Genomic DNA, 24,776 nt, shown 5'->3' with positions numbered 1-24,776 from the left:
GCGGCTTACTGCTGCGCGGGTGGCGGCGTCGGCTCGGCAGCCGGCGGCTGCACGGCCTGCGGCTGCGCGCCCTGCGTGGCCGGCAGCGGCGCGGGCTGCGTTTGCGATAACGGCGTCGCCTGCACCGGCAGCGACGGCGCGGCAGCAGCGCCCGCCGGCGACGCAACGCCACCAGACGGTTCAGCAGCCGGCGCGGCGACCGACGCCGGCATCGCAGCGGCAGGCGCCGCTGCTGGCGCGCCAGCAGCTGGGCGAGCGCCCGGCGCTGGCGGCAGCGCGACCGGCGTGCGCGGCGTCAGGTCCGGCCGGCGGCGGAAGCTGGCCTCGGTGCCGGCCGAGAACTCGGCGGCGCCGGCCTCGGGCCGCTGCACATTGCGAATCAGGTGCGGCGTAATCGACAGCACAATCTCGGTCTTCTGATTATCATCGCGCTGGCTGCCGAACAGGCGGCTCACCACCGGCAGCTCGCTAAAGCCCGGAATCTTGTTGGACGAGTTGCGCTCCTCGTTATTAATCAGCCCCGCCAGCACCTGGTTCTCGCCATCTTTCAATTGCAGCATCGTCGACGCCTGGCGCGTGCCAAGCTGGTAGGCGGTGGTGCCATTCTTGGTGGTGATGGTGTTTACCAGGTTGCTGACCTCCAGCTGCATATTGATCGCCACCTCGTTGTTCAGATAGATGGTCGGCTCGGCATTGAGCGTCAGGCCCACATCCACATAGGTCACCGAATCGCTGGCAAAGCCGCCGACGCCCGACGACACCGTCGATGTAATCACCGGCAGCTTATCGCCGATCACAATCTTGGCCTTCTGCTTGTTGCGCACGCGGATGCGCGGATTGGCCAGCAGATTGGAGTCGCTGTCGTTCTTGTTGGCGTTGACGCCGAGCTGCACGCCGCTAACGCCGATGGTGCGCTGATTCAGGTTGTTCAAGTCCCGGATGGTGATGCCGGCGCCGCCGGAAGTCGACAGCGGCGAGAAGTTCAGCGACGTAGGCCACACCACGCCCAGGTCCATCAGGCTGGAACGCTTCACCTCCAGAATCTCCACCTCCAGCATCACCTCGGCCTCCGGCGCGTCCTGCAGCGCGATCAGGCGTTCGGCCAGGCGGATCGCCTCTGGCGTATCGCGCACGATGATGAGGTTCAGTTTTTCATCGACCACCAGGTCGCGCGTCTTGGTGATGGCGCGCAGCGTATTGGCCACCAGCTTCGCCTCGGCGTTCGCCAGGAAGAAGGTCTTCACCGTCATTTCCTGGTATTCCTTGAGCTTGGCGGCGACGTTGGGGTAAATCAGAATCGTATTGGCGTCCATCACCTGCTGCTCCAGCTGGTTGGTCAGCAGCAGGAAGTAGATCGCCGATTCGACGGTGCTGTTCTTCAGCAGCACGGTGGTTTTTTGGTCCGTCTTCACGTCCTTGTCGAACACGAAATTCAGGCCGGAGCGACGCGAAATCACCTCGAACACCTGCTTCAGCGGGGCGTCGCGGAACTCGATGGAGATCGGCTGCTTGTAGCTTTTCGCCAGCCCCGATTCCACCACCGGCGGCGCGCTCTTTTCGGTCGCCTCGCGCAGCATCGCGCGCGCGCGCTCGTTGCCCGGCGTTTCACTCAGCACGGAATTGAGCTTTTGCCTGGCCAGTTCGTACTCGTTCTTGTTCAGATGCTGGGTAGCCGCCTCCAGCAGCCTGGCCTGGCGGCTGTCGCGCTCCAGCGCGCGCAAGCCGGCGATGGCGCGCTCGTTGCGCGGATCGAGGCCCAACACGCGACGAAAGCCCTGCTCCGCCTGGGCGGCGCGGCCTGCGGCCTGCTCGGCTTCGGCCACGTCCAGCAGGCGTTGCGTCGCGCGGTCGCGCGCGGAGATGAAGGCGGCGCGGTACTGCGCGTTGCCGGGATCTGCCTGCACCGCTTGCTGATATTTGGCGAGGCCGGCCTCGATCTGGTCCTGGGCCACCAGCTCATTGCCGTCGCGGTAGGCCATCTGCGCGGCGCAGCCGCTCAGCAGAAGGAGCAACGCCGCGCCGCGGCCGATTTTCGTCAGAGAGCTAGCCATCACTCGAAAACTCCAATATTCATCTGTTGTTGCTGATTCAAAGGCAGATAGGTCAACGTCATCAGCGGCGGCGCGATCCTGTCGATGCGGTAGGCGCCGTCGATCACCGTGTGCGCACGGGCGCTGTAGGTCTTGTCGCCGCGCGACAGGTAGACTTCCCACGCGCCATCGGCCACCGACTTGCCGATGTAGATGAATGGCAGCGCCGGCGCGACGGGCGCCGGTGGCGGTGCGTTCGATGGCGCTGGCGCGGGAGGCGGCGGCGGATTCCAGTTCTGACCTGCGAACACGCCCTCGCCTTGCGCGAAGGCGGCGTCGCCCGAGTCGCCGACCAGTTCCGCGCGTGGCGTCAGGCGCAGGATGGTGGTATCGGCATCGCGGCTTGCGGCTTGCGGCGCGCGCGCCGCAGCGACAGGCTTCGCACCGGGAGCGCGCGTCACCGCTTCGGCGATGCCGGCCGATGGCGAGTTATCGCCAAACAGCACCAGCGCTGCGGAGCCGGCCAGCGCCAGCGCCATGAGGACTTGATAGGGCTTCATGGCTGCTGCCCCTTCAGATACAGCGTGAAACGCAGCCGCGCCTCCACGGTCGGCTCGGCGATGGTTTCGCGGCGGAAGGCCACTTCGTCCAGCGAAGCAAACGGCATCTCGCGCAAACCCTGCATGGCGAACTGCCAGATCGATTGATACGGCCCTTTCACCGGCAGGATGATCTGGTAAGTGCTGACCTGGCTGGCCTTGTCGTAGCCCGCCTTGTACTCGCCCTGATTCAGCGTCAGGTTGGACTTGGCCGCCAGGTCGAACAGCACTTTGACTTGCTGTTCGGCGTGGCGCTTTTCGCCCAGCACCTCGTAAAACGCAGCCAGGTTTTGATTGGCGGACGGCGCTGGCGGCGGCGCGACCAGTGTCGATGGCGCGGGCAACGGTTGCGCCATCAGGCGCGCCTGCCCGGCGCGCTCCGGCAGCAGCCACGCCCACGCGGTCACGCCGGCAATGCACAGCGCCGCCGCCACGCAGGCCGGTGCGCCGAGGCGCTGCACGGCGATCCGGCCACGCAGCAGCAGCGCCGCGAGGTTGACATCGTTCAGCGGGCCAGCCATGTGGCCTCCAGCTGAAAACGCAAGGGCCGGTTCGGGTCCTGTTCGTTGATTTCGTGGCGGGTGAGCAGCACGCCGCTAAAGCTTTCCTGTTCCTTCAGCGCCGCCACGTAGGCGACCATGTCGTCGCTGGTTCTGGTTTCGGCAGTGATTTTCAGGACGCGCTTGCGCGGATCGGGTTCCAGCGCGATCAGCGCGACGGTGCGCGGCGTGGCGGCCAGCACCGCGTCCTGCAGTTCGCGCCACGGCAGGTTGAGTTGCATGACGGCGCCGTTGACAAAGCTGGCCTGCGCTTCGGGAATGGCGACCCTGGCGACTTCCACCGGGCGTGCGCTCATGGCGGCGGCGTGATCGCGCAGATGCTGTAGCTGCTGTTCGCGCTGGCGCTGCTGTTCCAGCAGCTGCCAGCCGCCGAAGGCTGCGGCGGCGCAGAGCAGCGCGCCGCCGCAGCCCAGCGCCAGCACTGCCGGGTGGAGGCGGAACAAGGTGCGGCGCGCGCTGGCTGGCGCGAAGTCGATCTTCATCGCGCCGCCCCCAGCAGCGCACACGGAATGTGGGCGGCGTTGGCGACCGGCTGCGCCCAGCTGACGGGAACGCTGCCGCTCACCTGCAGCAGCGATGGCGCTTGCATGTCGAGCAGCAGTGCTTCGCGTTGCAGCGTTTGCGTCAGCCAGCCGTGATCGGCGCCGTGCGGGATCGGTAGCGGGCGGATCGCCCGCAGCCGCTGGCCGTCTGCTTCGGTGGCGGCCAGCGTGAGCAGGTTGTCGTGTATGTGGCCGTACCAGGCGCCCTGCTTCAGGCGCCGGCGGCTTTGGTTCCAGGCGCTGACGAAGCGCGGCTCGATGGCGACGATGGCCAGCTTGTGATCCTTGGCGGCGCCGCTTAATGCGGCCAGCAAGGCGCGCGGCACGGCGGCGGCGAAGAATGGGTGCGTAGCATTCCAGTCGGCAGAGAGCTGCCAGGCGGCCGGGGCCTCGCCGTAGAGCGACTGGAAGCGCAGCCCTGCGGCGGCTTCCAGGTCGGCCATGCGGGCGGCGCCGGGCGGCGGCGTGACGCGCCACATGCGCGTCAACTCGTCGGCCAGCACAAAGCTCGCCGGCCAGCCGGCGACATCCAGCTCGCCCAGCACCGCGCGCAGCGCGTTGGCGATGGCGTCGAACGGATGGTCGCCGGATGGCGCGATGGCTTGCGCCGCCAGCGCCTCGCCGCCGCCCGGCGCGCCGGCCAGTGCGCCGGCCGCTCCGGCGCGGACCTTCCAGCGCCAGCGGGTGGCGCGCTGCACCGCGATTGCGTGCGGCGCTACATCGACGCGCAGGTATTGGCCGATCGCTCTACGCATGCAAAGTCACCCGTTTGATTTCTGACAGCGTGGTGCCGCCGCGCCTGACCAGCTCCAGCGCCGCCTGCCGCAGGCTGCGGGTGCCATTCGCATAGGCCGCCTGCTTGATCTGGCGGATCGGCCGCTTGTCGACGATCAGCTCGCGGATTTCGTCGTTCAGGGTCAGAATCTCGGCAATCGAGCGGCGGCCCTTGTAGCCGGTGCCGCGGCAATCGCCACAGCCCCTGCCCTGCATGAAACGGTACGCATGGGCATCCGCGCGCGTCATGCCGACGCTGGCCAGTTCGTGATCGTCCGGCGTGTACTCGGTGGCGCAGTGCGGGCAGTTGATGCGGATCAGCCGCTGCGCCCAGATGCCGTTCAGCGCCGACACGAACGCATACGGATCGATGCCCATGTGCGTGAAGCGGCCGAACACGTCGAACACATTGTTTGCGTGCACGGTAGTCAGCACCAGATGCCCGGTCAGGGCCGACTGCACGGCGATTTCCGCAGTCTCGCGGTCGCGGATCTCGCCCACCATGATCTTGTCCGGGTCATGGCGCAGGATGGAGCGCAGGCCCTTGGCGAAGGTCAGCCCCTTCTTCTCGTTGACGGGAATCTGCAATATGCCCGGCAGCTGGTATTCAACCGGATCTTCGATGGTGATGATCTTCTCGCGGCCGTTGTGGATTTCGGTCAGCGCCGCATACAGCGTGGTGGTCTTGCCGGAGCCGGTCGGCCCGGTCACCAGCAGCATGCCGTAGGCTTCCTGCGCCAGCGTGCGCAAGGTCGCCAGCGACGGCGCATCGAAGCCCAGCGCCTCCAGCGTCAGCGCGCCATAGGCCTCGATCATCGCGCGCTTGTCGAGAATCCGGATCACCGCGTCCTCGCCGTGAATGCTCGGCATGATCGACACGCGCAAATCGATCTCGCGCCCGCCCGACTCCACACGGAAGCTGCCGTCCTGCGGAATGCGGCGCTCGGCGATGTCCAGTTCCGCCAGCACTTTCAGGCGCGAGATGATCTGCTCCGCGACGTCGACGCCGTTGACCGCGGTGGCGTGATCGAGCACGCCGTCCACGCGGTACTTGACCGCCAGGCCGCCGGCCGTGCTTTCGAGGTGGATGTCGGACGCCCCGGCCTTGAGCGCATCGTACAGCGTGGAGTTGACCAGCCGGACCGCCGGACTGGCGCCCTCCGACACCGACGCGAACGACAGCACCGCCGCCGTCCTGCCATCGCGCCGGCCCTCGCTGACGCCGGGCAGCAGCGTGTCGGTGGCGCGCGCCGATTCCTCCTGCTTGGACAAATACGCCTGGATATCGGCCTGCAGCGCCAGCCGCGTTTGCAGCGGCGCGGACGGCGTCGCGCGCGCCTGCGTGCCCAGCCAGGTTTGCAGATCGAGGTCGAACGGATCGGCGATCACGCCGGCCAGCGTGCCGTCGCGCGCGCGCAGCAGCACGCAGTGCCGCGCCATCGCCTGCGACAGCGGCAGCAGGTCCCACGCCGGCTCATGTTCCAGCATGTCGGCCGTCTCCAGCACCGCCATGCCGAATGGCTGCGCCAGCGCGCGGACCAGCAGGCGCGGTTCGGCGCTGGTCAGCGCCTCCAGCTCCTCGACCAGCGTGCGTTTCGATTGCTGGCGCAGATGGCGCGCGCGCGCCAGCAGCGCGGTGTCGAGCGCGGTCACGACATGTCTCCCGCCAGATCGAAGATCGGCATGTACAGCAGCACCACGATGGCGCCGACCACCAGGCCGATGGCGGCCATCAGCAGCGGCTCGAAGGTGCGCGTGAAGCGATCGATCCAGCGGCTGATTTCACCGTCGTAGAACGCGGCCGACTGTGTCAACATCGGCCCCATGTCGCCGGTGCGCTCGCCGACCCGCAGCATGCGCAGCGAAATCGGCGTGGTCAACTGGCTGGCCTCGAACGCGGCCGACAGCGGCAGCCCCGCTTCCACCGCCGCGCGCGCGCTGTGCAGATTGGCGCGCATGGCCGGCGACACCATGCCCTGCACCGTCTCGATCGCGTGGACGATGGTGATGCCGCCCTCGCTCAGCATACCCAGCGTCAGGTACAGCCGCGATAACTCGTAGATGCGCACCCGTTCGCCGATGCCGGGCAGCTTGCCGAGCAGCCGCGCCAGGCCGCCGCTGGCGATCAGCCGGCGCACGCCAAGCACCAGCGCCAGCAGCGCGGCGCCGATGGCGGCCAGCACCAGCGTCGTGTGCGCGCCGGCGAACTGGCCCCAGTTCAGCATCTGTTGCGACAGCCATGGCAGGTTGCGGCCGGCGCCCTGATAGACCTCGGCGAAGCGCGGCACCACGTAGCCGATCAAAAACAGGCTGACGCCGCCGCCGACCAGCAGCAGGATGCATGGATAAATCGCCGCCGACACCAGCCTGGCGCGCACCGCGTCGATGCGCTGCTGGTAGTCGATAAAGCGCGCCAGCGCGCGCGGCAGGTCGGACGTGCCCTCGGCCGCCTTGACGATGCCGACATACAGCGGCGGGAACAAGTCCGGCTGCCCGGCCAGCACGGCGGAAAAGCGCTGGCCCTCGCGCAGGCCGGCCAGCAGCCGTTCCAGCACGCCGCGCGTGGCCGGGCTGGCCTCCTTCTCCAGCAGGGCTTCCAGCCCTTCGACGATGCCCAGGCCGGCCGTCAGCAGCGCCAGCAGCTCCTGGCTGAACAGCACCAGGGACAGCGCGCGGCGCTTGCCGCCGCGTCCCGGCAGCCCGGCGCGCACCGGCGTGATGGCGCTGACGAACAGGCCGCGCGCCTCGACCTGGCGGCGCGCGTCGGCCTCGTCGCGGCCATCGATCCGCAGCTGCGAGATGACCATCTCGGCCGACAGGGTGCGCACGTCGAACTGCATGGCGGGGACGGTTACTGCGAAGTGAGGTCGGCGTCTTCGCCGCTGCCGCCGGGCTGGCCGTCGCGGCCCAGCGAGGTGATCTCGTACTCAGCCCTGGCGCCAGGCGCCTTGTACTGGTAGGCGTGGCCCCACGGATCCGGCGGCACGCCTTTTTTCAGATAGGGACCGTTCCATTTGGCGGCGGCGGCGGCCGGCGCGGCCAGCAGCGCATTCAGGCCCTCTTCGGTGGTGGGATAGCGGCCGACGTCGAGGCGGAAGGTGTCCAGCGATTTTTCGAACGCGTCGATCTGCGCCCTGGCAATCGTGACTTCCGACTTGCCCAGTTGCGAGAAGTATTTGGGGCCCACGTAAGCGGCCAGCAAACCGATGATGACGATGACGACCAGCAGTTCCAGCAGCGTGAATCCACGGTGTTGTTTAACCCCATCCATCCCTGCAACTCCTCAACTAAAAGCGGCGGCTCAAAGCCAGAGGCTACCACGCGGTTTGCCGGTACGACAATCTTTTATTCCTGATTTGATGCGTTTCACGTGTGTGGCTTTTTTTGAACAATTTCACTCATGCTCGGCGGCATAGTTTTTCATTCTTGCAACAGAATAAACTTAACTTTCATATGCGAATAAACAAATTTAATACGTTGTCACGAATGCCACAAAATTAATGGAAAGCCTATACTTTCTTACAGCAATCTCGTCTGTACCCTGCCGCACCGCCACCGCAGTTTTCATCTACCTGCTGAGAAGGAAACACCCATGAAACGTGTCTTGCATGCCCTGTTACTGAGCCTGATGATGCTGGCCGCCGTGCCCGGCGCCTCGGCCGCCACCACCGACCTGACGCTGACGTTTGAAAATCTACCCAACGGGCCGCTGTACAACGGCGAGGCCTGGGACCTCGGCCACGACATCTACTTCGAGGCGTTTTCCAACTCGCCGGTGGCGCAACCGGGCGACTACGTGGCCGAGGTGGTCGACAGCAACTGGGCCTTCGAGCAATGCGGCCAGTTGCAGTGCACCGCCAATGGCAGCAGCTATGTGGCGGTGGTCAACGACGCCGCGCTGTACTTCAGCACCTTCAGCGGCAACAGCTTCAGCGTGCGCTCGTTCAGCGCCAGCTTCCTCGGCGCCTATGCCGACGCCTACAACCCGATCGTCGGCGCGGTGCGGCTGATGGGCGTGCACGCCGACGGCAGCTCGGTGCTGCAAACCTACACCTTTGGCGCACCCGGCGCCGACGGCTACGCCTTCAGCGACCTCAGCACCTCGGCCGCCTTCGCCGCCGACCAGTTCACCGAACTGTATGTGTTCGGCCTGGCCTGCAACAGCGCCGGCAGCTGCAGCGGCTTCAACAGCGACCGCGCCCAGTTCGCGCTGGACAACCTGACGCTGGTGACCACCGCCGTCCCTGAACCATCGACCTGGCTGATGCTGGGCAGCGGCATGCTGCTGCTGGTCGCCAGCCGCCGCCGCCGCGCCTGATACCCGAGGAGATCCCTGATGAAATTACGCCCAGTACCCGCCGCCATTCTGCTGCTGTCCAGCGCCCTGACGCTGGCCGCCCACGCCGACGAGGAACGCCGCTCCTACCTGGTCCAGCTGGCCGACAAGCCGGCCGCCACCTATACCGGCGGCGTCGCCGGCCTGGCCGCCACGCAGCCGCCGGCCGGCCAGCGCATCGACCCGGCCAGCGCCACCCTGCAGCTGTACACCGATTACCTCGGCCAGAAGCAGGACGCCGTCAAGGCCCTGGTGCCGGCCGCCGACATCGAATACGAGTACAAGGTGGTGCTGAACGGCTTTTCGGCGCGCCTGACCGACGCCGAGGTGCGCACGCTGCAAGCGAGCGGCGCCGTCGCCGCGATCCACGCCAACGCCGAGCGCCACCTCGACACCAGCTACACCCCGACCTTCCTCGGCCTGGACGGCCCCGGCGGCTTGTGGGCGCAGGCGGGCGGGCGCGACAAGGCCGGCGAGGACGTCATCATCGGCGTCATCGACGGCGGCATCTGGCCGGAGAATCCGGCCTACGCCGACCGCGTCGACAGCAACGGCCTGCCGACCTTCGACAACAGCGGCGCGCTGGCCTACAGCGCGCCGCAGAGCTGGAACGGCGTGTGCCAGACCGGCGAGGCGTTCACCAGCGCCAGCTGCAACAACAAGCTGATCGGCGCGCGCTACTTCCGCGACGGCTTCGTCCGCTCGGGCAATCCGCAGCACTGGACCGAGTTCGTCTCGCCGCGCGACTCCATCGGCGGCACGCTCGGCAAGGGCGGCCACGGCACCCACACCTCCAGCACGGCGGCCGGCAACTACGGCGTGGCGGCCACCATGGACGGCATGGCCATGGGCGCGGTGTCGGGCGCGGCGCCGCGCGCCCGCGTCGCCATGTACAAGGTGTGCTGGACCTACGTCGACGGCACCACGCCGGGCAAGAACAGCTGCTGGGAACAGGACAGCGTGGCCGCCATCGAGCGCGCCGTGCTCGACGGCGTGCACGTGCTGAACTACTCGATCAGCGGCGGCGACAGCGCCAGCAACGCGGTCGAACTGGCCTTCCTCAACGCCACGGCGGCCGGCGTGTTCGTCTCCGCCTCGGGCGGCAACGACGGTCCGGCGCAGGCGGTCAACCACGTCGGTCCATGGCTGACCACGGTGGCGGCGGCCGCGCACGACCAGTTCCGCGTCGCCACCATCGGCCTGGGCAACGGCGCCAGTTACACCGGCGCCTCGCTGAGCAGCAAGACGCTGCCGGCCACCACCCCGGTCATCCGCTCCGAGGACGCCGCGCTGCCGGGCGCCAACGCCGCCGCCGCGCGCCTGTGCTACAGCGCCAACTGGAACGGCGCGCCGGTACTCGATCCGGAAAAAGTGCGCGGCAAGATCGTCACCTGCGTGCGCGGCACCAACGACCGCGTCGACAAGAGCCTGGCCGTGAAGCAGGCTGAGGGCGTCGGCATGGTGCTGGTCGACAACGGCAGCGGCCTGGTGGCCGAGCTGCACTCGGTGCCGACGGTGCACGTTTCCGCCGCCGACGGCGCCGCCATCAAGGCCTATGCGCAAGCGAGCGGCGCCAGGGCCAGCCTGAGCCACTTCTTCGAGCAGAAAGGCGTCGGCCCGATCATCGCCGGCTTCTCGTCGCGCGGCCCGAACGCGTATGACGGCAACCTGCTGAAACCGGACCTGTCCGCCCCCGGCGTCGACATCCTGGCCGCCGTGTCGCCGGAACTGAGCCCGGCCCAGCAGGACAACCTGAACACCGGCACGCTGACGCCGGTGCCGAACGCCTGGTCGCTGTACAGCGGCACCTCGATGGCGGCGCCGCACGTGGCCGGCGTGGCCGCGCTGCTGCGCCAGGCGCATCCGGCCTGGTCGCCGGCAGCGATCAAGTCGGCGCTGATGACCTCGGCCACGCAGACCTTCCCCGACGCCCAGCCGGGCCTGTCGGCGGGCGTGCTGCCGTGGTCGCAGGGCGCCGGCCACATCAACCCGCGCGGCGGCCTGACCGCCTACGGCAACGCCGCCAGCAATCCGGGCGGCGCCATCGCGCCGGGGCTGGTGTACGACGTGGCGCCGGCCGACTACCGCAAATACCTGTGCGGCAACGGCGTCAGCAGCCAGTGCGGCAGCGGCACGCTGGTCGCGTACAACCTGAACCTGCCGTCGATCACGCTGTCCAACGTGCTGGGCAACGCCACCGTCACCCGCACCGTGACCAATGTGGGCAGCGCCGCGGTCCACCTACACGGCGCAGGCGTCGGTGCCGGGCTACACCACGGTGGTGACGCCGGCCGCGCTGACGCTCAACCCAGGCCAGAGCGCCAGCTTCACCGTCAAGCTGACGCGCTCGACCGCGCCGAACGACGTCTGGCAGTACGGCGCCCTGACCTGGACCGACGGCAGCCACATCGTGCGCATCCCGGTCACCGCGCGCAGCGGCAAACCGGTCAGCGCGCCGGCGCTGCTGTCGAGCGTGCGGCCGACCGGCAGCATGGCGATCAGCGTCGGCACCGGCTTCTCGGGCCGCATGAACGCCAGCACCGGCGGCTTCAAGGCTGTCACCAAGGGCGCGCCGCAGTCGGTGGCGCAGGCCACCGTCTCGGTCGACAATCCGGACGAAGTGGCTGCCGCGTGCAACGCCAACAACGTCGGCGCCACCAAGATCGCGGTGACGGTGCCGGCCAACACGGTGGTGGCCGCCTTCGAGCTGTTCAACGCCGACACCGGGCACGGCGCCAGCGACGACCTCGACATGGTGGTGCTGAACGCGGCCGGCCAGCTGGTCGATTACAGCGGCACCGGCGGCTCCAACGAAGCCATCGTGCTGAAATCGCCGGCGGCCGGCGGCTACACCGTGTGCGTGGTCGGCTGGAAAACGCTGAACGGCGCGCCCACCACGTTCCGCCTGTCGTCGGCGGTGGCGGTGCGCGGCGAAACGGTGGGCAATCTGCGGGCGGCGGTGCCGAGCCAGGTGTATCTGGCCAGCACGGCGTCGGTCAGCGCCAGCTGGTCGGGCCTGGCCAGCGGCCAGCGCTACTACGGCGGCATCCAGCTGCTGGACCCGAACGGCGGCGTCGGCGCCACCACGGCCTTGCTGGTGGAGACCAATAATCCGATTCCGCAGGTGCAGAAGCCGGATCGTAGCGCCGTGCGCGTGAGCCAGCGCTAGGCGGTCGCGCCGGTCCCGCGCCGGCGGGAATCCATCGAGCGCGCGGCGCGCGCTCGGCATGGGTTCCCGCATGCGCGGGAACGACGTCTCAGGCCGCGCGCGCCAGCAGCTGTGGCGGCCGATCAAACAACTGCAACGCCATCCCCCGCGCGATCGCCTGCGCCCGGTTCGACACCGCCAGCAAACGATACAGCCGCTGCAGGTGATTTTTCACCGTCAGCCCGCTGATGCCAAGTATCAGTCCGATCTCATCATTGCTCTTGCCTTCGCGCACCCAGTGCAATATCTCCGCTTCGCGCGCGCTGACCGGCCGCGCCAGCGCACGCACCGCGGCACGCGCCTGCTGGCCGCCGACACGTTGCAGGCTGAGGTGCAGATACGGCAGCAGCAATTGCAGGAAGTAAGCGTGCCGCGCGCGCGGCCGGTGCGGCAGGCCGAACAATACGAAGAAAGTCGCGCCGCCCGGCAGGCGCTCGCTGCCATGCAGCAGCATGTTTTCCAGTCCCAGCTCGCGCAGCTCGCCGTGGAACGGCGCCAGGCCGGGACTGCCCTTGGACGGGTCGGCGCCGGGACCGGCGTCGAGCATGGCCGGCAAGCGGCCGCCGCGCCGGCCATGCCGGGCCAGGCGCAGCGCCAGGCCATCGTCGCGATTGCTCAGGCGCTCGCGCAGCGCGGCGTCCAGCACGCCGCTGTGCAGGCATTCGACATGCTGCAACTCGTCCTGCGCGCCGAACTGCAAAGCCAGCATGACCTGGTGCGGCAGCAGCGCCTGCAACGGCCCCTGGGTCCACAGGAAGAACTGGCGCGCGTCCTGCACCGGCAGCGCGGCCTCGATGGCGTGCAGCAGGTATTCCTGCTCCAGCGCGCTCAGAATGACCAGCTGTTCCACGCTCACAGCGGCGCCGCGACAAAGCGGTAGCCGCTGCCGCGCACGGTCTCGATGCGGCGCTGGCAGCCGCTCGGCTGCAAGGCGCTGCGCAGCCGGCCGACGTGGGTGTCGACGGTGCGTTCGTCGAGGTAGGCGGCGTGGCCCCATACCTGGTCGAGCAGCTGGGCGCGGCTGTGCACGCGCTCCGGGTGGCTCATGAGGAAATTCAGCAGCCGGAACTCGACCCGGCCCAGCGCCACCTCGCGCGCGCCGGCGGTGACGCGCTGGGTGCACGGATCGAGCCGCAGGCCGGCCAGTTGCAGCGGCGCGTCGGCGCCTGCGGCCGCCTGCGCGCGGCGCAGCAGGCTGTGCACGCGCGCCACCATCTCGCGCGGGCTGAACGGCTTGGTCATGTAATCGTCGGCGCCGCTTTCGAGCGCCATCACCTTGTCCGGCTCGCCGCAGCGGGCGGTCACCATCATCAGCGGCAAGCCGCGTGTGCGCGCCTGCGCGCGCAGCCAGCGCACCAGCGACAGGCCGGACTGGCCAGGCAGGTTCCAGTCGAGCAGCAACAGATCGGGCAGCTGGTCTTCCAGCATCAGCAAGGCGCTTTCGGCGTCGGCCGCGCGGCTGATCCGGTGGCCCGCCATGCCCAGGTTGAGCGCTATCAGCTCCTGGATCGCGGGCGTGCTTTCAATGACGAGGATGTGGGCTGCGCGCATAGCGTTTCCTTGTAAAGGAAACACTATGCATCAAGGCCCAGGCCTTTACTAATATGATTTCCATCGCGGATTCAGAGGCCCGCGATATAAATCAGGCGGCGCGGCGGCGGCTGCGAACCAGGCCCAGCAGCGCCAGCCCGCCCAGCAGCATGGCCCAGGTTTGCGCTTCCGGCACGGCGGTAACCGTCACGCCGGACGCGAGCACCTCGGCGCTGACGCTGCCCTGCCCGCCCGCGGTCAGCGACGGCGTCCAGTTGATGTGCAGCAGGCTGCCGTCGATGCTGCTGCTGTCGCCCAGCAGCGTGGTCTTGTCCGGGCCGTACAGCGCCACCGCCAGCATCGAGCCGTACAGGCCGGTCGGATCGGCGTCGCCGCTGAAGCTGACGCTGAAGCTGATCTTGCCGTTGCCGAAATCGACCGCGTGGAACAGGTCGTTGTAGCCGCCGTAGACGTTCTCGATGCGGTAGCCGCCGGCCAGCGAGCCGGTCACATTGGACAGCTCGGCGCCGTCGCTGCTGCCGAAATTGACAAAGTGGTTCAGGTCGGCGTAGCTAGTGACCGCGCCGGTCGGCATATTGTTCAGCGAGATATCGATCCAGCCGCTGCTGCCGTAGCCGGTGGTGTCGAGTTCGACGGTGAGGGTGCCGGCGGCGGCCAGGCCGGTGCAGGCCGCCAGCAACAGCGCCATCACGGCGCGACGGAAGTTATGCAGAGTAAACATGGTGGTGTGCTTTCTTAAAGTTAGAAATTGCCGCTGTAGATTTTGATGGCCGAGTAGGTCACGCCGCCGCCACCGGTCTTGCTGAAGCTGGTCGGCACGGTGATGCTGGCGCCCGGCGCCAGCGTGGCCTGGTTAGCACTCAGGTAAGGCGCGCCGTCGTGCGTGCCGCTGGCGCCGGCCAGCGTGGCGCCGGCGTTGAGGCCGTCGAACTGCAACTGGAACGGGCCGCTCAGCGGCGCGCTGCCGGTGTTGGTCAGCGTGACGCTGCCGCTCCACCGGGCGCTGGCGCGGTTGTACACCAGCGCGCTGGCGGTGCTGCGCACGCTGGCGCTGACGTCGGTGACGGCCGCTTGCAGCTTGAGGCTGATTACCACCGGATCGTGGTCCGAGGCGCGGTACGGCGCGCTGGTGTACTTGTCTTCCGGCTTGCCGTCGGTGTTGTAGTCCAGCACGGTCGGCTCGTCGGCGTTGTTGTGCCATTCGGCCGCATCCGCCACCTGCGGGTTCAGCGCGGCGCTGGCCAGCGCGTGGTCGAGGTAGCCTGCTTCGCCGTTGAACACATACGAGTACGGCAGCTGGCCGGCGCCGCGCACGAAGCGCTCCAGCTGGTTGACGTAGCCGCTGGCGGTGATGGCGGCGATCGGGTCTTCCTGGCCGTAGGCATTGAAGTCGCCGATCAGCAGCACGCGGGCGTCGCCGGCGGCCGCCACCACTTGCGGCACAAAGCTGTTGACCAGGCGCTGCGCCTGCTGCACGCGGGTGGCGTTCCAGCAGCTCTGGCTATCGTTCTGGTCGGCGTCGGCGCCGCTGCCGCTCGGACAGCTGCCCTTCGACTTCAGGTGGTTGACCACCACCGAGAACCTGGCGCCGTTGGCGGCCTTGAAGGTTTGCGCCATCGGCGGACGGTTGTTGATGGCGTCGGCGTCGGACAGCGCATTGCCCACCAGCGTCAGCCTGGACGGCTTGTAGATCATCGCCACGCGGATGGCGTCGGTGCCGGTGGCGGCCGGCTTCGGCACCACGGCATAGGTCTTGAAGCCGGTGCCCGGCGCGATCGCCTCGTTGAGCGCGTCGACCAGATAGCCGACCGTGGCTTCGCCGCTGTTCTGGATTTCCATCAGGCCGTAGACATCGGCGTCGATCGCCTTCAGCTCGCCGACGATCTTGGCGCTCTGGCGCTGGAACTCGTTGAGGTTGTCGGCGCCGCGGCAGTTCGACTTCGACACGCTGCTGCCGAGCGTGCAGCCGACATTGCTGTTGCCGTTGACGTCGGTGCCGTTGGTGAAGGTGGTGAAGTAGTTCAGCACATTGGCGCTGGCGACCTTGACGTTGCCGGCCGCCAGCGCCGGCGGCGCCTCGCGCGGATGGTCTTGCGAGAACTGCGGCGCTTCGGTCGGCTGCAGCTTGAAGGCCGCGCCGCCACCGCCCTTGGCGCCGAAGTCGATCACGCCGGTCAGGTTGTGCACGCTATCGCCGGCGCGCAGCGAGCCGTCCTCGCCAAGGTAGGGAATGGTGGTTGGCGTGACGAAGATGCCGTCGTCGAGGATGATCTGGTTGCGCTGGTTGGCGGCCGCCTGCGCGATGGCCTCGGCGCTGCGCGGACGGTAGCGGTTGGAGGCGATCTCCAGCCGGCCCGACGACAGCGTCACCTCGCCGCGCGCGCCAAGGTATTCCAGCTGCGACACCGTGAGCGGACTGGTGAAGCGCACCAGCATGCCTTCCACCTGGCCGAGGTTGGCGTGCGGCAGCTGCACATTGCTGGGCGTGATGCTGCCGGCGCCCAGCTTGGTGATGGCGGTCACGTTGGTCAGCTCGGTGTATGAACGGCTGGCGCCGCTCGGCGTGTATTCGCTGACGGTGCCGGTGATGCGGATCTTGTCGTTGACCTGCACCGTGCCGATGTTGGCGGCGGTGGTGTAGACGAACAGGCCGTCCGAGGTCAGCGGGTTGCCGTCGCCGTTCTCGTCCTGGATGAAGAAGCCAGAGCCGACCTTGGCGGTCACCACGCCCTCGGTGGTCTGGATGGTGTTGGCGTAAGGGCTGCTGTCGCCCTCGCCCTGGATTTGCGGGATCGTGTGGCTGAGCGCGGCCGGCGCGCTGACATGGACGCTGATCGTGCAGCTTGCCTCCTGCGCCTGGTCGTTGCCGAACTTGACCACCACCGGATAGGTGCCGGCCTGCACGCTGGCGGCAACATTCAGATTGGCGCTGGCGGTGCCGCCGGCGCCGCTGGCGGCGACGAAGTTGGCCAGGCTGATGCCGGGCACGGCGGCCGAGGTGATGAGCGCGCTATTGACCGTGCCGTCGGCGTCGGTGGCGCTGAGTTCGGCGCCGCCGTTAACGCCGAAGGCCAGCGCCAGATTGGCCGGGCAGGTGGCGACGATCGGCGGCTGTTGCGGCACGCCGCACTGGTTGCGCGGGCTGGCGCTGTTGCGCGGGGCCGGCGCGCCGGTGGCGAAGTCGCCGCTGTTGTTGTCGGTGTCGGTGCAGCCGGCGCCGGCGCGCAGCGCGGCGCTGGTGTTGCTCAGCGTGGCGGTCGGCGCGCCTTCGGCGTAGTTGGCGCCGCCAAAGCCGACCAGGTCGACAAAGCTGCCGGCCGCCGGCGCCGCGCCGCTCAGCGCGGTGCTGCTGCTGACCAGCGCCACCTTGCCGGCGCTGGCGCTCATGGCGATGGCGCCGGTGGCGTCCGGCGCTGGCAAGTCGGTGCTGCCGCCGGCGCCGGTGGCCTGCTGCACCAGGTAGTACTGGCCCGGTTGCAGCACCAGGTTGTTCAGGTTGGTGACTTGCCGGTGCTGCCGCCGGAGCTGCCGTATTGCACGCTCCAGCCGGCCAGACTGACGGGCGCGTCGCTGCGGTTGAACAACTCGACGAAGTCGGCCTTGTAGTTAGCGCCCGAGTTGCCGCCGCCGCCGTAGACCTGGCTGATGACAACCGGCGCGGCGGCCAGGGCCGACGCCGAGAGCGCGCCCAGCAGTGCTACGGCGAGGACGGTGCGCGCCGGTGGAGGTAGAGTTTTCTTCATGAACAGCCCCGATGATGAACAGATTGTTTATAAGTCTTGCAATTTGCATCATATTAGGGACTGTACATGACGACATCATGACGCCGCCTTGATCCGAATGGATCAATCGCGCCCGGACTTGCGGTACGGCGCCGCCAGCGGGTCGCCGATGAACACGCCCTGCGCCGGCCAGGCCACGCTGCTCCAGTACGCTTCCAGCGCGGTGTTGCCGTTGACGTAGTTCTTCAGCAGCAGGATGGGATTAGGGAATTTCTGCCAGTAGTTGCACGGCTCGCTGACGGCGCCGTAGCTGGCGGTGGCGCCCGCCTCCAGCCAGCGCAGGCTGCTCATCTGCTGGTCGTCCAGCAAGGCGCCGCCGCTGGAGGTCAGGTGGTCGGCCAGCGCGCCGGGCAGGAAGCGCAGCGTGTCCAGCTTGGGCACGCGCGCCAGGCCGGTCTGGTAGATCATGATGTCGTCGATGCCGTCCAGCGCATCCATTTTCATGCTGCGGATGGTCAGGTTCTTCGGCGTCAGCTTGCTGGTCGGCGGGAAAAATTGCGCGCGCGAGTTGCGCGCCGGGTCGCTGGTGGTGAGGAAATAGGCCGAGGCGCGCGGCAAGGTCATGAAGCGGGTGGCGCCGCGCTCGATCAGCGCCCTGGCCTGCTCCACCGATTCGGTCGGCAGCAGCATGCTCAGGCGGCCGCCATTGCCCGGCAGCGGATGGCCGCTGGCGGCCTTGTCGAAGTACGGGCTTTCCTTGCCGGGACCGCAGGGCTTGAGGCACTGGGCGGCGTCGTAGCCATTGGTGTAGGCGGCGGTGATGGCGTTGCATTCGACCGCATACGGCGCGGTCCAGACCATCAGCGTGGCGCGCACCTCGGCCGGCAACTGGCGGTCGATGTCTTTTTCAGTTCCTCGAAGGCGGCCGGCGTGAGCCGGTGCGGCTTGTTGGGGATGCGGACGTGGGCGATGTTTTTCGCAGGAATCTCGTGCGCCACCCGGTACAGCTCGGCGATGGCGACGCTGTTCGGCTCGTCGTCATTGACGACCAGGCCCAGCTGCGATGACGTCAGGCCGTCGGCGTGCGCGGCGCCGGTGGCGGCGGCCAGGGCCCAGGCCAGGGCCGATAACAAAGTGATCGGTTTCAAATATGCGCCTCGACAGAAAATAAAAAGGAAGCCCTCAGGCTTCCTTTCATTATAGTCTGCTTCGACTATGCGACCCAGCGGCCGCCGCCAGGGCAGCAGCGCGCTGGCGGGCCATCAGGCCGCTTGTTTTTTGCGGCGTGCGGCGAAGCCGATCAGGCCCAGGCCGCCCAGCAGCATGGCATAGGTTTCCGGCTCTGGCACGGCGACCAGGTTCAGGTTGCCCGAGTAGCTGGCGGCCAGGTTGGTCAGCACGGTGCCTTTGACGTGCAGCGTGTAGGTGCCCGAACCCAGGGTGGTCAGGTCGATCGACCAGAGGTCGGTCGAACCGTTTTGTTTCTGCGAGCCGGTGGCAACCACGCTGGTGCCCTGGGTCAGCCAGAAGCCGGTCAGTGCCAGCACGTCCGGGCCAGGGGTGGTCGAGATCGACGAGGTCAGCGCGCTGAATTCGCCACCGCCAACGGTGAAGGTGTACAGATCGGTAAAGGTGTTGTTCTTGTTGTTGCGGCCGAACGAGGCGCCGTAGTCTTTCGAACCTTCCGACAGGTCGACGGTTTGCACGGTGTGGCTGACGTCGGCAGCTTTGGCGGCCAGTGGAGCGAACATCGTGGCGGCGGCAAAAGCAGCCATTGCTACTTGGAACTTAATCTTCATAAAGAATCCCTAGAAAATACAGCGCTTGGCGCTGTTTTTGGCGTTATTAAACAACTTGATGAAGATCATAGCATATTGCTACTGCCCATGCTTACTATTTTTTAATTTAAAGTTACTGAACGACAATTATTTTTAGATAGTGAAATTTAAATTTCCCAAGGGAAACTAACTATCCGATTTTTCCCTCTGATAGGCAAAAACTGTGACACATGGCGAGTTTTCCCGCCAGCCAAAAATTTTTGTTGTCCAGGACGAACTCGTTGTGACGATGCAACATGCTAGCGACGCACGGCCACCGCCGCCATGCGCTGGCGCAGCTGGCGCAGCGGCACCACGTCGACCAGATCGTCGAACGCCTGATTGTCCAGCACATCGTTGCCGGCCGGGCGGCGGATGAAACGCACGCTGGCGACCGCGTTGGCCGCTTCCTCGGCGGAGGAGACGGCTTCGTTGGCCTGCGGGATGCCCAGCAGGCTGACGCCGTAATTGCGCGCGCCGGTCGACAGGATCACGGCCGGCGCCGGCGGCTGCGCGGCACCGCCGGCCACCTGCTTGGTCGGCAGCGCGCTGTCGAGGTCCAGCGGCACGCGGGCAAACGCCGGCGTCACGCTGTAGCGCAGCAGGTGGTCCCAGCCATCGCCGGGCGCCAGGCCGAGCGAACGCCACGGCAGGAAGCCCGTGCAGTCGGTGTCGTTCAGGCATTCGGCGCTGCGTTCGTCGCCGTCGGCCGACGTGGCCGGACGCGGCAGGCGGCCGTTGCGCAGCGCAAAGCCGATCAGCGCCTCGCGGGCGTCGGCCATGGCCTGCAGCGTGCGCTGTTCGCGCTGCCGCGAGGGCGTGGCCGCCAGCGACATCAGCAAGGCAGAGGCGCCCAGCATCATCACCAGCAGCATCAGCAGCAAAACCGCGCCGCGCTGGCGCCGGCGGGCCGCGCCGCGACGGCGCTCAGCTGCGCTGGTAGACATCCTCGAAGCGCACGATGTCGTCCTCGCCCAGATAGCTGCCGGACTGTACTTCGATCAGGTGCAGCGGCAGCTTGCCGGGATTTTCCAGCCGGTGATTGACGCCGATCGGGATGTAGACCGATTCGTTCTCGGTCAGCAAGGTGACCTTGTCGCCGCAGGTGACGCGCGCGGTGCCGCGCACCACCACCCAGTGCTCGGCGCGGTGATGGTGCATCTGCAGCGACAGCTTGCCGCCCGGGTTGACGGTGATGCGCTTGACCTGGTAGCGCTCGCCGAGGTCGATGCCCTCGTAACTGCCCCATGGCCGGTAGACCTTGGGATGATGCATATGCTCGGTGCGGCCGCCGGCCTTCAGGTGGTCGACCAGCTGCTTGACGCGCTGCACCTGGTCGCGGTGCGCCACCAGCACGGCGTCGGCGGTCTGCACCACCACCAGGTCGGACACGCCGACCAGCGCCACCATGGCGCTTTCCGCGCGCACCAGCGAATTGCTGACGCCGTCGAAATAGACGTCGCCGCGGCTGACGTTGCCGTTGTCATCGGCCGGCAGCACGTCGTGCAGCGCCGACCACGAGCCGACGTCGCTCCAGCCGATGTCGGCCGGCACCACCACGGCGTGGCGGGTGTGTTCCATCACCGCGTAGTCGATCGAATCGGCCGGGCTGGCGGCAAAATGCCGTTCGTCCAGGCGGCAGAAATCAAGGTCGCGATAAGCCTGCCGCACGGCGGCCTCGACCGCGTCGGCCATGGCCGGCTGGAATTGCCGCAGTTCGTTCAGATAGGTTTGCGCGCCCAGCAGGAACATGCCGCTGTTCCAGAAGTAGTCGCCGCTGGCGACGAATTCCGCGGCGCGCGCCAGCTCGGGCTTTTCGACAAAGCGCGCGACCTGGAAGCAGCCGGCGGCGCCGGCGATGGCGTCGCCACAGCGGATGTAGCCGTAGCCGGTTTCCGGCGCGGTCGGCACGATGCCAAACGTGGCCAGCGCGCCCTGCCCGACTGGCGGCAGCGCGCGCAGCACGGCCGCCTGGAAGGCGGCCTTGTCCTGGATGACGTGGTCGGCCGGCAGCACCAGCAGTACCGCCTCCGGGTCCAGCGCCGCCACGAAGTGGGCGGCGGCGGCCACCGCCGGCGCGGTGTTGCGGCCGACCGATTCAAGCAAAATACCCAGCGGCTGCTGGCCGATTTCCCGCAGCTGTTCAGCCACCATGAAGCGGTGATCGTTGCCGCACACCACCAGCGGCGCCATCATGCCCGGCATATCGGCCACGCGCAGCACGGTTTCCTGCAGCATGCTGCGGTCCGATACCAGCGGCAACAGCTGCTTGGGCAGCACCGCGCGCGACAGCGGCCACAGGCGAGTGCCGGCCCCGCCCGACAGGATTACCGGGTAAATTGTCATCGAAAACAATCCCTAGTTATGCCGCGTCCGGCTGCGCCTCCGCTGCTGTACGGCGGCGGGCGCGGCGGTCGCGCGCGTTGCTCCACTCGTTTTCCGTGTATTCCGAGACGTGTTTCATCTCGCCGGCGCGGTTGACACTGTAGTCCTTGAAGACAATCATCTCTTCCAGGCTGACATTATGTAGCACGCGGGTGTATTCGAACAATACACTGCGCACCACCGTTGCGCCAGCGCAGATATGGCTGCCGTGGCCGATCCAGGTCGGGCCGATGATGGTCGAGCCGGCCTCGATCTTGCAGCCGGAGCCGATGTAGACCGGGCCTTCGATGGTCGTGCCTTCCCAGTCGATGCTGGTGTTGAGGCCGGACCAGATGCCATCGGCCAGCTGGATGCCCGGCACGTCCATGTGGGCCACTTCGCCCATCATCACGCTTTGCGACACTTCCCAGTAGTCCTTGACGCTGCCGATGTCGATCCAGCTGAAGCTGCGGTTCTGGGCGTAGAACGGCACGCCTTTTTCCACCAGCATCGGGAACAGGTCGGAGCCGATGTCGAACATCTTGCCGCTCGGGATCATGTCGAGGATTTCCGGCTCGAAGATGTAGATGCCGGTGCTGACGAAGTTCGACAGCGCCTCTTCCACGCTCGGCTTTTCCTGGAAGGCGGTGATGCGGCCGTCCTTGTCGCTGACCACCACGCCGTAGCTGCTGACCTTATCGCGCGGCACTTCGCGGCAGATGATCGACGCCTTGGCGCCCTTGCGGCGGTGCTCGAACAGCGCCGACTTGATGTCCAGGTTGATGACGGCGTCGCCGCACAGCACGATGGTGGTGTCGTCGAAGAAGCCGCCGAACTCCTGGATCTTCTTCATGCCGCCGGCCGAACCGAGCGGCTGCGGCACGACCTCGCCGTCGTCGTTGGTGTAGCCCTCGAACGAGTAGCCGATCTGCACGTCGTACTGGTGGCCCTCGCCGAAGTATTCCTCGATTTTCTCGTGCAGGTAGGAGACATTGACCATGATCTCCTTGACGCCGTATTTTTCCAGGTGCTCGATGATGTAGGCCATCACCGGCTTGCCCAGGATCGGGATCATCGGTTTTGGCAGATCATACGTCAGCGGACGCACACGGGTGCCCTTGCCTGCGGCCAGTATCATTGCTTTCATCGTCGTATCCTTTACAGTTGCGGCTTAGCGGCGGCCGATAGCGAAATACTCCAGACCGTGGCTGCGCACCTGCGCAGGCACGTACAAATTGCGGCCGTCGAAGATCACCGGCGTGTTCAGCCTGGCCTTGATCTCCTCGAATTGCGGCACGCGGAACTCCTTCCACTCGGTGACGATGACCAGCGCGTCGGCGCCGTCCAGCGCCGCCATCTGGGTGTCGGCATAGCGCAGGCGCGGCTCGTCGCCGTAGATGCGGCGGCTCTCGTGCATCGCCACCGGATCGTAGGCCGAGACGGTGGCGCCCAGCGCCCACAGGCCTTCCATCAGCGCGCGGCTGGAGGCGGCGCGCATGTCGTCGGTGTTGGGCTTGAAGGCCAGGCCCCACAGCGCGAAATGCTTGCCTTTCAGGTCGTTGCCGAAACGGGCGGTGATCTTGCTCAGCAGGACTTGCTTCTGCGCCTCGTTGGCGTCTTCCACCGAGGTCAGCACCTTGAGCTTGATATCGTTCTCGGCGGCGGTCTTGATCAGCGCCTGCACGTCTTTCGGGAAGCACGAGCCGCCGTAGCCGCAGCCCGGGTACAGGAAGTGGAAGCCGATGCGCGGGTCGGAGCCGATGCCCAGGCGCACCTGTTCGATGTCGGCGCCCAGCTTGTCGGCCAGCACCGCCAGCTCGTTCATGAAGGAGATGCGGGTGGCCAGCATGGCGTTGGCGGCGTACTTGGTCAGCTCGGCCGAGCGCAGGTCCATCACCACGATGCGGTCGTGGTTGCGGTTGAACTGCGCATACAGCTCGCGCATCAGCGCCACCGCTTTCGGGTCTTCGGTGCCGATGACGATGCGGTCCGGGCGCATGAAGTCCTCGACCGCCGCGCCTTCCTTGAGGAACTCCGGATTGGACACCACGGCGAACGGCGTGTCGGCGCCGCGCGCGGCCAGCTCTTCGCGCAGCACCTCGGCCACCTTGTCGGCGGTGCCGACCGGCACGGTCGACTTGTCCACCACCACCTTGTATTCGGTCATGTGCTTGCCGATGTTGCGGGCGGCGGCCAGCACGTACTTCAGGTCGGCCGAGCCGTCCTCGTCCGGCGGGGTGCCGACCGCGATGAACTGCACCTGGCCGAAGGCCACGCTCTCTTCGACGTTGGTGGTGAACTTCAGGCGGCCGGCGGCCACGTTGCGGCGGACCATTTCCAGCAGGCCCGGTTCATGGATAGGAATTCCGCCATCGTTGAGGATGGCGATCTTGCTCGCATCCAGATCCAGGCACAGCACTTCATTGCCGACTTCCGCCAGGCAGGTGCCGGTCACCAGGCCCACATAGCCGGTGCCGATAACGGTAATTTTCATGTACGCTCCAAAGACTCAAAAAACACAAAACAAGGAAAAGCCAGCGCCTAGCGGTAGCGCAGGCAATGGCCCAGAAAGACCACAATGTCATACGTATATCGGCGCAGCAGGCGGCGCGGTTCCAGGCTCAGGCGGTACAGCCATTCCAGCCGCAGCGACTGGACCCAGCCCGGCGCGCGCGATTTGCCGCCCGACCAAAACTCGAACAGGGCGCCGATGCCCATGAACAGCGCAGCGGGCACCTGCTGGTAGTGCTGCAAAATCCATTGTTCCTGCAGCGGGTTGCCCATCGCCACCAGCACCACGTCGGGGCGCGCCGCCTCGAGTTGGGCCAGCAGCGCCGCCTCGTTGCGCACGCCGTCGAAGCCGTCGCAGGTGCCGACCACCACCTGCCCCAGCTTGTCGGTCAGGTGGCGCGCGGCGCCAGCCAGCACCGGCGCGACGCTGCCGAGCAGGAACACCCGGAGCGGACGCGGCGCGCGCTGGAACAGATAAGGCGTGAAGTCGGTGCCGTTCAGGTTGTGCGGGAAACGGTGGCGCTGCACCAGCAGCGCAGCAATATCCATGCCGACGCCGTCATTGACCAGCAACACCGGCGAGCTGCCGAGCGCGCCCAGCAGCGGACGGCCCTTGACGATGAAGTTGGTGTTGGCAAAAAACAGGAGCTGCTTGCGGCCGTGGGCCACCTGCTCCAGCAAATGCGTGGCCAGCACCTCGCGCGTGGTGCTGTGCACTGTGTAGCCTGCGATGCGCAGGGACTCGACTGCTTCCATGGTGGG

General features: G+C 67.2%; 23 protein-coding genes and 1 pseudogene. 3 read left to right on the top strand and 21 right to left on the bottom strand.

Annotated elements, in window-relative coordinates:
- Positions 1-5: 5 nt before the first annotated feature.
- From ACRQ5J_RS09170 to gspG, 8 genes are read right to left on the bottom strand one after another with little or no spacing between them, the layout of a single operon-like run.
- Positions 6-2,051, bottom strand: a complete 2,046-nt coding sequence (locus tag ACRQ5J_RS09170; protein WP_432382784.1) for a secretin N-terminal domain-containing protein — start codon at positions 2,049-2,051, stop codon at positions 6-8.
- On the bottom strand, positions 2,051-2,590 hold the full coding sequence (locus ACRQ5J_RS09165) for a hypothetical protein (RefSeq protein WP_432382782.1): 540 nt from the start codon (positions 2,588-2,590) through the stop codon (positions 2,051-2,053). Before ACRQ5J_RS09165 ends, ACRQ5J_RS09170 begins: the two co-directional genes overlap by 1 nt.
- Entirely contained in the window at positions 2,587-3,150 is a 564-nt protein-coding gene (locus ACRQ5J_RS09160; protein ID WP_432382781.1) for a hypothetical protein, read from the bottom strand. Before ACRQ5J_RS09160 ends, ACRQ5J_RS09165 begins: the two co-directional genes overlap by 4 nt.
- Positions 3,135-3,671, bottom strand: a complete 537-nt coding sequence (locus ACRQ5J_RS09155) for a hypothetical protein (RefSeq protein ID WP_432382779.1) — start codon at positions 3,669-3,671, stop codon at positions 3,135-3,137. The genes ACRQ5J_RS09160 and ACRQ5J_RS09155 overlap by 16 nt, the downstream gene beginning before the upstream one ends.
- On the bottom strand, positions 3,668-4,486 hold the full coding sequence (locus tag ACRQ5J_RS09150; RefSeq protein ID WP_432382777.1) for a hypothetical protein: 819 nt from the start codon (positions 4,484-4,486) through the stop codon (positions 3,668-3,670). Before ACRQ5J_RS09150 ends, ACRQ5J_RS09155 begins: the two co-directional genes overlap by 4 nt.
- On the bottom strand, positions 4,479-6,158 hold the full coding sequence (locus ACRQ5J_RS09145; RefSeq protein ID WP_432382775.1) for a GspE/PulE family protein: 1,680 nt from the start codon (positions 6,156-6,158) through the stop codon (positions 4,479-4,481). The genes ACRQ5J_RS09150 and ACRQ5J_RS09145 overlap by 8 nt, the downstream gene beginning before the upstream one ends.
- Positions 6,155-7,345, bottom strand: coding sequence for a type II secretion system F family protein (locus ACRQ5J_RS09140; protein ID WP_432382773.1), 1,191 nt, complete (start codon positions 7,343-7,345; stop codon positions 6,155-6,157). The genes ACRQ5J_RS09145 and ACRQ5J_RS09140 overlap by 4 nt, the downstream gene beginning before the upstream one ends.
- 11 nt (positions 7,346-7,356) lie before the next feature.
- Positions 7,357-7,776 (bottom strand): type II secretion system major pseudopilin GspG, encoded by a 420-nt coding sequence (gene gspG / locus ACRQ5J_RS09135; RefSeq protein ID WP_432382771.1) that lies wholly within the window; start codon positions 7,774-7,776, stop codon positions 7,357-7,359.
- Positions 7,777-8,097: 321 nt separating this feature from the next.
- Between gspG and ACRQ5J_RS09130 the strand changes: the two genes are divergently transcribed.
- From ACRQ5J_RS09130 to ACRQ5J_RS09120, 3 genes and pseudogenes are all read left to right on the top strand, one after another.
- Positions 8,098-8,823 carry an NF038120 family PEP-CTERM protein gene (locus ACRQ5J_RS09130; protein ID WP_432382769.1) on the top strand — a complete coding sequence of 242 codons (726 nt, stop codon included), beginning with the start codon at positions 8,098-8,100 and terminating at the stop codon, positions 8,821-8,823.
- 18 nt (positions 8,824-8,841) lie between these two features.
- Positions 8,842-10,701 (top strand): annotated as a pseudogene (locus tag ACRQ5J_RS09125) (S8 family serine peptidase); the annotation flags it as partial.
- 358 nt (positions 10,702-11,059) lie between these two features.
- Positions 11,060-12,010, top strand: a complete 951-nt coding sequence (locus tag ACRQ5J_RS09120; protein ID WP_432383614.1) for a hypothetical protein — start codon at positions 11,060-11,062, stop codon at positions 12,008-12,010.
- An 88-nt stretch (positions 12,011-12,098) separates the two neighbouring features.
- On the opposite strand, the gene epsA is transcribed toward ACRQ5J_RS09120, so the two are convergent.
- From epsA to ACRQ5J_RS09055, 13 genes are all read right to left on the bottom strand, one after another.
- Positions 12,099-12,905, bottom strand: coding sequence for an XrtB/PEP-CTERM-associated transcriptional regulator EpsA (gene epsA / locus ACRQ5J_RS09115; protein WP_432382767.1), 807 nt, complete (start codon positions 12,903-12,905; stop codon positions 12,099-12,101).
- Positions 12,902-13,600 carry a winged helix-turn-helix domain-containing protein gene (locus ACRQ5J_RS09110; protein WP_432382766.1) on the bottom strand — a complete coding sequence of 233 codons (699 nt, stop codon included), beginning with the start codon at positions 13,598-13,600 and terminating at the stop codon, positions 12,902-12,904. Before ACRQ5J_RS09110 ends, epsA begins: the two co-directional genes overlap by 4 nt.
- Positions 13,601-13,691: 91 nt before the next feature.
- Positions 13,692-14,321, bottom strand: coding sequence for an NF038129 family PEP-CTERM protein (locus ACRQ5J_RS09105; protein WP_432382764.1), 630 nt, complete (start codon positions 14,319-14,321; stop codon positions 13,692-13,694).
- 20 nt (positions 14,322-14,341) lie between these two features.
- Positions 14,342-17,083, bottom strand: coding sequence for an ExeM/NucH family extracellular endonuclease (locus ACRQ5J_RS09100; protein ID WP_432382762.1), 2,742 nt, complete (start codon positions 17,081-17,083; stop codon positions 14,342-14,344).
- An 8-nt stretch (positions 17,084-17,091) separates the two neighbouring features.
- Positions 17,092-17,343 carry a lamin tail domain-containing protein gene (locus tag ACRQ5J_RS09095; protein ID WP_432382760.1) on the bottom strand — a complete coding sequence of 84 codons (252 nt, stop codon included), beginning with the start codon at positions 17,341-17,343 and terminating at the stop codon, positions 17,092-17,094.
- Between the two features lie 102 nt (positions 17,344-17,445).
- Complete coding sequence (locus ACRQ5J_RS09090; protein WP_432382759.1) at positions 17,446-18,198, bottom strand: TIGR03790 family protein; 753 nt, start codon at positions 18,196-18,198, stop codon at positions 17,446-17,448.
- On the bottom strand, positions 18,183-18,470 hold the full coding sequence (locus ACRQ5J_RS09085; protein WP_432382757.1) for a hypothetical protein: 288 nt from the start codon (positions 18,468-18,470) through the stop codon (positions 18,183-18,185). The genes ACRQ5J_RS09090 and ACRQ5J_RS09085 overlap by 16 nt, the downstream gene beginning before the upstream one ends.
- Positions 18,471-18,584: 114 nt before the next feature.
- A complete protein-coding gene (locus tag ACRQ5J_RS09080) occupies positions 18,585-19,121 on the bottom strand; it encodes an FxDxF family PEP-CTERM protein (protein ID WP_432382755.1) in 537 nt (178 codons plus the stop codon).
- 278 nt (positions 19,122-19,399) lie between these two features.
- A complete protein-coding gene (locus tag ACRQ5J_RS09075) occupies positions 19,400-20,086 on the bottom strand; it encodes a hypothetical protein (RefSeq protein ID WP_432382754.1) in 687 nt (228 codons plus the stop codon).
- Entirely contained in the window at positions 20,067-21,485 is a 1,419-nt protein-coding gene (locus tag ACRQ5J_RS09070; protein WP_432382752.1) for a mannose-1-phosphate guanylyltransferase/mannose-6-phosphate isomerase, read from the bottom strand. The genes ACRQ5J_RS09075 and ACRQ5J_RS09070 overlap by 20 nt, the downstream gene beginning before the upstream one ends.
- 16 nt (positions 21,486-21,501) lie before the next feature.
- Positions 21,502-22,650 carry a sugar phosphate nucleotidyltransferase gene (locus tag ACRQ5J_RS09065; protein WP_432382751.1) on the bottom strand — a complete coding sequence of 383 codons (1,149 nt, stop codon included), beginning with the start codon at positions 22,648-22,650 and terminating at the stop codon, positions 21,502-21,504.
- A 24-nt stretch (positions 22,651-22,674) separates the two neighbouring features.
- Positions 22,675-23,997: a UDP-glucose dehydrogenase family protein gene (locus ACRQ5J_RS09060; RefSeq protein WP_432382749.1), complete on the bottom strand. Its 1,323-nt coding sequence runs from the start codon at positions 23,995-23,997 to the stop codon at positions 22,675-22,677.
- Positions 23,998-24,044: 47 nt separating this feature from the next.
- Positions 24,045-24,770 (bottom strand): WecB/TagA/CpsF family glycosyltransferase, encoded by a 726-nt coding sequence (locus ACRQ5J_RS09055; RefSeq protein WP_432382747.1) that lies wholly within the window; start codon positions 24,768-24,770, stop codon positions 24,045-24,047.
- Between the last annotated feature and the right edge of the window lie 6 nt (positions 24,771-24,776).

Origin of the sequence: Duganella sp. P38, from assembly GCF_050859475.1 — a bacterium.
Taxonomy (GTDB): domain Bacteria; phylum Pseudomonadota; class Gammaproteobacteria; order Burkholderiales; family Burkholderiaceae_D; genus Rugamonas.
Note: the sequence above shows the minus strand (reverse complement) of the source record. Positions and strands in the feature narration are given on the sequence as shown.